We start from the raw sequence: 11,706 nt of genomic DNA, 5'->3' as shown, positions 1-11,706 counted from the left end.
GGCGAATCAAGCAAGTTATCAAATGTATTTAAAAATGAAACATGAATGTGAGAAATTTAAAAGTGCGTAACTTCAGTTATCAGATGTGCAGTGTAGTCAACCTCAAGTTTCTTTTCTTGCATGAGCGCTTGCAAAACTTGAATTTCAGCGCGCTTTTCAATGTCCTGATAACTGCTTTGAACTGCTGTTTTATATTTAGCTGTAGCTGTGGCAAGCTCTTTTCGTGCCAATTCATTGGCATTAATAAGATCTCGTTTATCCATATCAAATAAAACCTCACCTTGCGTAACATGTTGCTCAGGCTTTACAAAAACGGTTTCAATCACGCCTTCCATCGGTACAGTAATAATCGTAGGATCCTTGGCAATAATGGTAGCGGGTGCTAATACACTTTGGGGTACGCGTATAAACATTGCCAGAAATGCAGCTATCACTATCATCCAAATAATACGACGCTTACGACTTTTAAAGTAATAAGCAAAACGACCTAAGATAGTGCGAGGTTTGCTTAAATGAAGCCATGCTTGTTTGTATGAGTGTGCGATCCAATCAAATTGTTTAAACTCATTTTCCTCAGGTAATGCATTGTTTAATAGCAGCACACCGCCAATAATTTCTTTGTGACTATTACGAAAAAAATAAAAGGTTGCATATTTGGACAAGGGTTCTAACCATATTTTATTTACTGCTTCAACTGACGTCTCACTATCAATAGTTTGTATATCAGAATTTTGTGCATAATAAGTAATGAGTTTGTCAATAAACTGAATGGCTGATATTTGATAAGGGCTTGTTTTGTTCAAACGAGTAATGCCAGACACACTCTTGATTTGAATATGTTTATTTTGCCAAGAGCTCCATACCAATGCGCGTTGATAATCAATCACAACCTTACTTTGGTGGGCGATGAAAAATGCAAGTTCATTGAGCTTGTTAATTTCTCTTAACTCTTGTTGCAAGGAAAGTAAGTTAGCTAAAGTATCTTTCATGTTGCCTACTCCTTACTCATCATTGCTTGTGTGTTTGTCGTAAAATAGGCAATACCACTCATGCCAGAGAAAAGCATTTGTGGCTTGAGCTTGTTAGTTGCGTCTACAGGCATGAGCTTACCATAGATTAATATGGACTGGCTTGCTGGGTCAATTTGACCAACGATCTTTGTTACTGTGGCTTGAAAATATTTGTTAGGGAGTTCATCTAAATGTAAGGTAAAAGGCGTATGCACGTTGACATGTTGCAGCCAGGTTGATGGGATATACATTTTAATCTCAAGCTCACGATTATCGATGATATCAATTAAGGGATCATCAGTTTTAACGGTTTCATTTTCTTGAGCTGATTGATGGACAACTTCGCCGTGATAGGGTGCTAAAACCTGACATTGTTTTTGTTGAAATTTCATGATGTTAAGATCTGCCTTGGCAATTTCAAACTGGCTTTTTGCTTTAGCAAGCTCAATTTTGCTTGCTGAGTTTAAGCGCATAAGCTCAGTTGTACTATCTAGTTGTGCTCGAGCTGCATCAAGCTCGGCTTGAGCACGTTTGCTTTTTAAATCAACTTCTTCACAATCAAACTGTACAAGTACATCACCTTGTTTGAATTGATCTCCTGGGTGAAAGTTGATTTTCTGAATAACACCTGTCATCGGACTCGATAGTGAAGCCTTTTGTATGGGAAATAAAGAGGCATATGTACTATTTGATTTGTCATGCGTGTTGATTGTTGGAACTGTTTCACCAGCATATATAAGGCTTGTTATGAGCAAACTGCTATAGCAAATGATGGCTTTGAACATGGCAACTCCCTGTTAACTGAGGTATGATTTGATCTGCTTTTTAGCGTAGTAATAACTCATGACTTAAACAATGGGTAATAACTTTTTCTTATGTGCGAATTTGACGATAACAATATGGCAAAGTACGTATTCAGTGCGTGTTTTAAAATGACAGAGATTTAACTAAACTAATGATCAATTTCAACAGTAATTAAAACAAAGAGAGTTTGTTATGCAGCAGAGTAATGGATTTAGTTTGACAACACGCATTATTCATATGATTGGTTTTGAATCATTTGCGATTATTATTTTTGCTCCTGTAGCAGCATTGGTATTAAATAAGAGCATTGTTGAAGTGGGTGTGTTAGGTGTAATTATTTCATTGATGGCAATGCTGTGGAATTTTATCTACAATTGGGCGTTTGATCATTATGAGGCAAAGCTTGGCAAAGACCGTTTTAAGCGAAGTGTCATTACACGGACAATACACGCATTAGTATTTGAGTTAGGGCTTCTCGTCGTCACCATTCCACTGGTTGCTTATTGGCTTGATATGACATTATGGCAAGCATTTATTGTTGATATTGGTTTTGTCGTATTTTTCTTGGTCTATGCTTTTGTCTATAACTGGTTATTTGATTGTATATATCTGCAATTATCGCGTAGAGCAATCGCCTAAAAATGTCGCTAGTTAATTTGATGAATTTTGACAAGCTTAATCATATTGTTTTCAACTTTCTTCACCTCAATAATAAACCCATTGATTTTAAGGCAGCAATTGCCAATCGGGATTTCACGTAATTCATCTATAATAAATCCAGAGATGGTTTTAGCGCCTTGGGTTGGTAAATGTAAGTGTAAATGGCGATTAATCTCACGGATAGTAGTATCTCCGGTGGTGCTATAAGTGTTGTCTTTGCCGGTTTTGATATGCGTTTCAAGATTATATGTATCGGCAAATTCGCCAACGATTTCTTCAATAATATCTTCAACGGTAATAATGCCCTCAATCTCACCATATTCATTCACCACAGTGGCAAAACGCATGCCTTTTTGTTGGAAATTAATTAACTGAAGTTTAATAGAAATATGATCAGGAATATAATAAGGTTCTTTGAGAAGTGCCAAAACTTCTTCATAGGTAGGGGTATCATCGGTGGCAATAAACTTTAATGCCTCACGTGTAAGAATGATGCCAGCTATGTTCTCAATGTTTTCATAGCAGGCAATCAAAATAGAGTGCTTAGCATGAATGATTTGATGAATGATTTTCTCAATATCAAGGCTTAAGTTGAGATATTCAACTTTGTGGTGTGGGATCATCACATCAGATACTTTGATCTGATCAAGCTCTAATACGCCTAAGAGCATATTTTTGTTTCTGGGACCTAGTTTGCTTTTGGAGTCGTGTACTACCGAATGAATCTCATCACTGCTTAATGGTTCAGCGGTTTCTTTGTGCTTTATTTTGAGTCCAGCTAAGCGAAATAAAAGATTAGCAAAACCATTTAATAGCCACACCAGTGGATAAAACAAAATCAACAAAATGAGCAATAAAAAAGATGCAGGAAACGCTAGTTGTTGAGGGAAGAGGGCTGCCAATGTCTTAGGGATGATTTCGGCAAATAACAAGATAACAATGGTTAATATAACCGTTGAGATAATCATACCAATGTGACCAAAATGTTGCTCGGCATAGCTAGTTAAAATGGCTGAGGCAATGATATTAGCAAAGGTATTCCCAACAAGAATCATGCCTAATAAGCGATCAGGGCGCTTAATAAGATTTAAACTGCGCTTAGCTGCTTTGTTTTTACGTTTTGCCATGTGACGCAATTTGTATTTATTTAACGACATCATTGCAGTTTCTGAGCCTGAGAAAAAGGCAGAGCATAAAATTAAAATCGCCAAAAGAATAAGTGTAAAGCTAAGATCCATTATAAGTTAGTAGGTGTTAAATTTATCTCATAGCTATCATAGCAATCAGCTGTCCGAGGCGCATTATTTTTATTGTTTTTTGTTGCCAAGGTGAACAGGAATATTGTTAAGGGCATATCTTAAGACTAAGCCAAAAATCGAAAAATATAATATTGCTATTTAAATAATTGATTTTACGTAATTGTTTATTTGGATCATATTTCGTACTAAATAAATTATTTTAACCCGATCCAGAGGAATAAAAATATGATTAGCAAAAAGCATAAATTATTGTATCTATTATCTATCGCTTCACTAACTGCTTGCGGTGGCGGTGGTGGTGGCGGTTCATCGGTGACACCTGATACACCAACAATAGCCGCCAATGCCAAGCTTATGACAGATGTATCTCATCCATACATGAGTGATAAAGAAGCAATACTTGAGATGTCTCTTGAAGTAAAAGGTATCAATCAAATGCTGCTGCAAGCTGCTGATAATAAGACTCAGTTAGAAATATATTCAAGAGAATTTGTGAGTATCAGCCAATCAAGCCATGCAATAGATTTTGAGGAAATAAGCTCTGATCAAGCATGTTTAACAAAAAAACGGCTATTACCGACAGAGAGCTGTGTCGATCAGTGGAAAGTAAGCACTGTTAATCAAGAAGATCAATATCAAGGCAAGGTTATCTATAGTACAAATCTTGGTAGTATTCAAGCGCCGATTCAGATTGTTTTCAAATCACCAACTGATCCGGTTTTTCAAAGAGATCGTTTTACGATTAGTTCAATGACACCAATTGCCGTGGGTGAAACCACAAGAATCACTTTAAGCAATAGCACTCAACATGCGATTAATCATCCAGTCATTGAGTTTCCTAAAGAGCTTAAGCCATTTATCACTGACGTTTCAACAGTGACAGAGATTAAAAGCGGTCAATCAGCCATTATGAGTTTTAAGGTCGTTGATAGTAAAGAAGCACAAAAGGCACTAAAATCATGGCAAGATGATCTTAATGCGAATAAAGATGATGTACGCCTAAAGTACTCAAGTGCGCGTTTTTCCACACAGATCTATCCATTACAACCAACGATTTATTTGAGTGATTTAGTTATTCAAAAACCAAATGCTCAAAATTTCCGTGAAATAGACGGCAAGATGGCGATGGATATTTCAATACTTAATGTCAGTCAAGATAGTATGACAAAGCTAACAACGGATATTATCAAAGGCAGTGAATATATTACAGTAGATCACTCAAAATGCCATTTGCCATTACAAAAAAATAATAGCTGTATTGTCACCATTATTGTTGATCCAGCTATTTCAAATGCCTATGCTGCCGATCAAATTTTTGACATAAGCTTTAAGGTGAATGAGCAAAGTAATCGAGAACCAAGTTCAATAAGCTTTTCGTTAGATATGAATGCTAACGTTGCTATTGGTCTTCAAAGTACGTTAACTGCACAGCATGAGAATCAAATATATTTACAAAATAATAGCTTAATTGAATGGATTCCATCGCATGATATACAAGACTATAAAATAATTGATGAAGCGATGAATGATATCACTTCAGAGTTTATAATAGACAGTGGAATTAAGTCACCCGATTGCTTAACTGTAAATAGCGTAGCTAAAAATACAGGATGCTATATCACTGTTCTGCCAAGTACTGATCAAACAGGGAAACAACTTAAATTACATTTGGATCATTCAAATGTGCAAAGTGCAGCCCTCTTGTTACCAGATTATAGCGCTAATGGGATGAGTGGTAATAATGCGTTAACGCCTTCAACCGTAGTTAAAGGGCGTGATTTATCAATCTACTTTACGATAGCACCACCATCAGCAAAAACATTTAAGGGTTTTGAGCTCGTTGACATAGCATCTGCCATACAAGATACGAGCTATCCAAACAGCTGTAAACAAGGCGATGTGGTTAGTAGTGATAACCCTTGTCAACTCAAAATCGATATTGCTGGAGAGGATATTGATGGTGAGAGTTTTAAGCCGCAATTAGTCGTGCTCTGGCAGGATGGTACACAATCAACTGTTGAGCTGAATATTGATATTGTTGATCCTACTCAATCAGGCGAGGATGTCAGTGGATTGTCTGATATTAAACTTTTACAGTCACAAACGAATTATGTTGATATCAATCAAAATGGCATACAGATCTTTATTAAGAATACAACGGGTAAAGTATTATCTGCTTTAAACATACAAATGCTACCGCAATGGCTATATGATTTAGTTGATTTAAGCCAGTTGCAGATGATAACACTTACTCCAGATCAAGAGGCTATTGTCAATATTCCGCTTAAAACAGATAAATCAGCGAATGATCTAAGTGCTGCGTTAAGAGCGCATCTTGATGAGATTACACATAATGATCATCAAGATGAAACGGGTGGTCAGGTAATACGTTTTACAAGCAGCAATGCATTAGATGACTATTTTCCAAAGATTAAAGTGGATACCATTCCCTATTTTGATACTGAAGGCTTTAATGATGAAAAGAATAAGCAAACGCTCGCTTATACGATGGTGTTTGGTCAGCCTAATCAACAGTATATCGAGGTCAAAAATCCAACGAATTACCGTTATGACATAAGCTTCACAGAGAGCTTACCTAGTGGTATTACACGCGTGATGTCAGGTACAGTAAATGGTTTAACAAATTGCAGTGAGTTCCCCATTTTGCTCACAGGTGAGAAATGTGCTGTAGCATTCATGGCAGCACCAGATGCCAATGTTGCTGCAGGAGATCATTTTGATTTGATCATGACACCCGCTGAAGGTGATGTGACAAGCACAACAACACTACAAATGAATTTTAAAGTGAATTATGTGTATGATATTGCTTACCAAACAGAAGGTGGAGCAATTGCAATACCATTATCCGGTAATAAACTATATAACTTAAAATTAGTTAATAATGAACAAGGCATACAATGGGTTCCATCAACTAATACTGCAGATTATATGCTCAGTCATGATCAAGGCGTGACAGGTCTTAGCATCACTACGCCAACCAACATGCCAAGTTGTATGGATGGAGCTGCTGTTGCGACAGATGCTTATTGTTACATTGGGTTAGATGTCAATGATAGCGCTTTAACACAGTCAAATTATCAATTAAGCCTTAAAATGGGCGAAAGTAATCTGGCACTTGATGTGCTAGATGTAGGACAAGTATCGCTTGTTGAGTATGGCAAGGCAAGTGTTCAGCTAGCACAGAATGGTCATAGCATTGGTAGTGTCATCCGTTCAGGAGAAATCGTTGATATCGTAATTACACCACCTGAGAACTGGCATGTTGCTGTAGATGATGATCAGTCATTTAGTGTGAGTGCAAATCATCCATTCATTAGCTTTCCTCAAGGTAATATCTGTACGCTTTCACAGACTACACCAAGTACTGAATGTAAAGTTTCTGTTCAAATTGACCAAGCGCTGGAGAGTGGTAATTATCACTTGACGATAACACCTGAGGCGCAAACGATGCTACCGCTTAATCTGTCGCAATTAGATTTAGGTGTTTCCTCAGTAAAATATACGTTAATTTCTAGTTTTAATAGTCACGTCTGCGCGCTAGATGATAAAGACAATGCTTATTGCTGGGGGCGTAATTTCAATGGGCAATTGGGTATCGGAGAGAATTATGAGTATTCTTTAGAGCCACAACCGGTTACTTTGGGAGAAGCACCGGCAGGAAATAAGTGGCAGAATATTGCTGCTGGATTTTATCATACCTGTGCACTTAACCAGTTAGGAGACGCGTATTGTTGGGGGGCTAATTATAAAGGAGAGCTTGGCAATGGCAGCTTCCAAGAAAGTAATGTGCCTCGTGCCCTTGCGCAAGGAGATATTCCGGTGGGTGTGAAACTGACAGACATTAAATCAGGTGCTTCATTTTCTTGTGCCATAGGAACAGATAAGAATGTCTATTGTTGGGGTGATAATCAAAATGGTGTGTTAGGTGCTGGAAGTACAGACTCAAATAGCAACGTGCCGGTCAAAGTTGATGCACGCAATATACCGTTAAGTGCTGAGATTGAATCCATTTCGCTTGGTAATAATCATGCTTGTTTATTAACAGATACAAAAGAAGTGTTTTGTTGGGGCAGTAATTACAATGGGCAACTGGGAACTCAATTGTCAGTAAATACATCAAATACGCCAGTTAAAGTAGATCTAGCAGGTGTAATCTTTAAAAATATATATACTGGGCATTATCATACCTGTGGTTTGAGTGATCAGAATAAAGCCTATTGCTGGGGTAATAATGATAACGGGCAGTTGGGCACTGGTGTTCTGCCATCTTTAGGAGAGTCAATACCTAAACAATTAGAAAGTGGGTCAATGCCTGAAGGTGAATATATAGAATCAATGACATTGGGCAATGCTCATAGCTGCGCTGTTGCAAGTGATCATAAAGTTTACTGCTGGGGATTAAATCGTGATGGTCTTCTTGGCAATGGGGTTGAAGTGGGTAGTTATGAAAATAAACCCATTGCGATTGTGCAAGGAGATATTCCAGAGGGGGGACTTATTAGCTCAATGGCTGCGGGAAGTTCACATACATGTATTCTGAGTAAGGGCTATAACTATTGTTGGGGTCGAAATACAAACGGTCAGCTTGGTAATGGTACGCTTAACAATAGTCTCACCCCTGTCGTTGGAAAATTGCCGACAGTAAACCTCACGAATTAAATCAACTTTTAAATTTTACTAAAAAGCTTTCGTAAGGAATATTATTATGCTGAACTTTATATGGCACTTGATAGATACTTTGTCTCTCATGCACTAATTAATGGTCTGTCACAAGTATTCTCAGATTAGCATTTATCAATAATTCAAATAAAACTATTAGGAAATCTAATTTTACTCAATCTTCAATATAGTTCATATTTTGATCTGCAAAAACATTACTATTATCCCATTACCCAATCACATTAGGAGAAACTATGAAATTTAATCTAAAGCATACGTCATTATTGTTTTCATTAGCACTTATTGGCTGCGGTGGCGGTGGCAGCGGTGGTGAGATGCCAATTCCAGCACCAGTAAAGGCGCAGTTACAAGCTAAAGAAGCAATTAAAGCACCAGTTGTTATTCAATCGGGTAAAACAACGGTTTTATCCTATACCGTGACGAATCCTGTTGTAGAGCAGGTAAAGATTGGTGCGATTGGTAAAAGAAGCAATAATGCTGCTGTAGAAATTCAGAGTTTTAATGTGCTAGTAACGGATGGTGTTGAATTAAGGTATGATTTGAGCTTACCACAAAATACCTGCTTTGATGAAACAGGCAAAGGTAAAATATTACCAGCAGGTGATCAATGTGATATTGCTTTTTTAGCCAAACTGAATGAAGCGGTTGGTCAAGAAACAGATAAGCACTTAACTTTAGCCGTAAGAACATCAGATAATGCAGAAGATTTAGTGATTAATAAATCACTTAAGTTTGTCTCTCAAAATGATACACGCTTAATCGATCTATCGGATTCAATCACAACAAGTCGTTATCTTAAGCCAGGTTCAGTGGTTAATGTTGATGTACGAAATAACTCATCAGCAACCATTAACGCCCTAAATATGCAATTGCCAAAGTGGTTAAGTGACATTGCTTTAAATGTTTCAACTGCTCAAGTAGATGAATTGCATGCGGGTGAAAATTTTAGTTTTAGTTTCAGTTTAGCAGTGGATCAAAAAACCATAGATGCACTTAAGCTGCATCAAGATGATACAGTCGATATTATGATTGAGGCAGCAAATGCTAAAGATACGCATGCACTTGATTTAGAAGTTTCGATTTCGATTGTCGATAGTAATGATATTGTATTTCAAAAACCTGAGATACAAACAGTCACTTATACTAATAGCACTGATGCAAATTTAAAGATTGATTCGTTCACCCTTGAAAATATTACAGCTAATAGTGTTGTTATCGAAGATAATACTTGTCAAGAGACACTAGCAGCGCATGCATCTTGTCGGACGATGTTAAAAGCAGGTGAGCATGCTAAGCTAGACGATTACACAAAACCTGCTCAAATTATTTTTAACTATACAACAGAGAGTGGTGATCAGTTAAGTTCTCAAAATAGTATCGATATCGACCCAGTGAGTTTGTCTATAGAAAATGATGTTCATGCTAAGCAGGGTGAGACTTTTGAGATTAATGTTACCAATGATGATCCATTTACTGCCGATTTGCCTGCGATGTCGTATTTCAACATCATGCAAGAAAATAAGAATATATCTGGTTTAACGCTTGACCCAATGTCAAATTGTTTCAATACAGCGCTTGCAGTAGGAGAATCATGCCAGGTCAAAATACATGCTTCTGAAGAGGTCACACCAGATGGATATGTATTGCATATCGATCAAGCCAATAATTTAGTTGCAGACGTTAATCAGTCGTTTTATATAAACGCTGCCGGTAGCAGTATTATTGTCGAGACTAATGATGGTTCACCCCAATCAAATATGGGATCAATCAAGCTCACTAATAATGGTGAAGCTAACATTAAAGATATTCAGCTAGATCGTAATTTATTGCCGGAGAATGTGGTGTTTTATAATGGGAGAAATGGTACTTCAAGTTATGGTACAGCATGGTGTGATGCTAAAGATTGTTCAAATTATTGTGAGATAAATAATGAGACATTTAATCTTGCAGTAGGTGAGTCTTGTCAATTGTATTTATATAGTCCAAGTGATGTGAACACTACTCAAGCACAGCTAACGATTAATGCACTGGGTCAAGATTATAGATTTAACTTAGAAAAAAATACTGTTTTATATGTGGATATGCCAAAGGTTAATGCCACTTCTTATGAACTTTATCATCTATTAGATGATATGGGTGCTCATCGTGACGAGATTTCGAAGTATTTACATACACCAGGTACTATTGAACAGCTTTATTGGCTTGATAATGATCCTGAGCATAACACACTTGCTGTAGTTGTGTCTGATAAAACTTTTCAAGATAGAAAAACAATTGAATTGTTAAAGAATATTGGTGGTGCTTGGGTTAATCTTGGCTTTCCTAGTAACAGTTATATGTACCTTGGTGCTAGAGCAATATTTAATGCAGCTGATGAAATTCAAATTTTTGTTAGTGATAATTATTTAGAGAAAGTTATCAGAGTGGTAGGAAAACCAACAAAGTCAGGTTATACATGGCATGAAGATCAAATAGAAGAGGGTGAGGGTAAGGTTAAACCTTACGATGATTTAAAAATTTTAATGGATCAACACAATCGTATGTACTCACTTCCAGATAATACCGGATATGGGGTTTCTAAAGATCTTGTTAGGCTTAATGAATTAAACGACGAAGTTTTATATAGAACAGAAGGAGTTTTGAGGCATAGCTTATATTTTTCGCAAGATGATTATATAGCAGTGATTGATGCACAAAACGATGGTTCGCATAGTATTAACTTCTTTAACTACCAAAGTAGACCAGTTGAAAGAAATGATAACAAAATTATTAATCATCCGGATGCTTCGTATTTATTACCAAGTCATTACAAAGAAATTTACTCAGTATACGCAATGCCAAATGCCATGTCTTTTTATGCGCTTGTTGATGCGGGACATAGCAAAAAAGAAATTGCTCAGTGCGATATTGATTATACGCATGGGCATTTTGGTGATGATTTACATTGTCGTGAACTCAGTGAAATTCCAGCTGCAGCGGCCAGCGCAAAAACGCTGAAGCTAATTGACGGCAAGTTGCTTTTAATTGGTGAAAAAGTTAAAAAACAAGCGCTGCATTCAAATAAGTTATCCATTTTTGAATATGTTGACAAACAATGGACTGAGTTAAGCTATGAATCAGCTAATTTTAGCGAGGGCTATCAGATATCAGAGTTGGGGCATCAATATTATTATCCGATCGTACAACAAGACTAGAACATTCATTATCAAATCCTTAAATAATTCCATTAGCAGAATTGATTTTATGAAATCCGTTATTTAGATCGTATTTCA

General features: G+C 36.9%; 6 protein-coding genes. 3 read left to right on the top strand and 3 right to left on the bottom strand.

The window, feature by feature from the left end:
- Positions 1 to 56: 56 nt before the first annotated feature.
- Together ACTS4L_RS04605 and ACTS4L_RS04600 are read right to left on the bottom strand one after the other, a co-directional pair.
- Complete coding sequence (locus ACTS4L_RS04605; protein WP_440651751.1) at positions 57 to 989, bottom strand: hypothetical protein; 933 nt, start codon at positions 987 to 989, stop codon at positions 57 to 59.
- Between the two features lie 5 nt (positions 990 to 994).
- Positions 995 to 1,795 (bottom strand): efflux RND transporter periplasmic adaptor subunit, encoded by an 801-nt coding sequence (locus ACTS4L_RS04600; RefSeq protein ID WP_440615590.1) that lies wholly within the window; start codon positions 1,793 to 1,795, stop codon positions 995 to 997.
- 211 nt (positions 1,796 to 2,006) lie between these two features.
- On the opposite strand from ACTS4L_RS04600, the gene ACTS4L_RS04595 reads away from it, so the two are divergent.
- On the top strand, positions 2,007 to 2,453 hold the full coding sequence (locus tag ACTS4L_RS04595; RefSeq protein WP_440615589.1) for a PACE efflux transporter: 447 nt from the start codon (positions 2,007 to 2,009) through the stop codon (positions 2,451 to 2,453).
- An 8-nt stretch (positions 2,454 to 2,461) separates the two neighbouring features.
- On the opposite strand, the gene ACTS4L_RS04590 is transcribed toward ACTS4L_RS04595, so the two are convergent.
- Positions 2,462 to 3,712: an HlyC/CorC family transporter gene (locus ACTS4L_RS04590; protein WP_440615588.1), complete on the bottom strand. Its 1,251-nt coding sequence runs from the start codon at positions 3,710 to 3,712 to the stop codon at positions 2,462 to 2,464.
- A 246-nt stretch (positions 3,713 to 3,958) separates the two neighbouring features.
- Between ACTS4L_RS04590 and ACTS4L_RS04585 the strand changes: the two genes are divergently transcribed.
- Complete coding sequence (locus ACTS4L_RS04585) at positions 3,959 to 8,413, top strand: RCC1 domain-containing protein (protein WP_440615587.1); 4,455 nt, start codon at positions 3,959 to 3,961, stop codon at positions 8,411 to 8,413.
- 254 nt (positions 8,414 to 8,667) lie between these two features.
- Positions 8,668 to 11,628 (top strand): COG1470 family protein, encoded by a 2,961-nt coding sequence (locus ACTS4L_RS04580; protein ID WP_440615586.1) that lies wholly within the window; start codon positions 8,668 to 8,670, stop codon positions 11,626 to 11,628.
- The last annotated feature ends 78 nt before the right edge of the window (positions 11,629 to 11,706 follow it).

The organism is Cysteiniphilum sp. 19S12-1 (genome assembly GCF_052030685.1).
In the GTDB taxonomy this organism is placed as follows: domain Bacteria; phylum Pseudomonadota; class Gammaproteobacteria; order Francisellales; family Francisellaceae; genus Caedibacter.
Note: the sequence above shows the minus strand (reverse complement) of the source record. Positions and strands in the feature narration are given on the sequence as shown.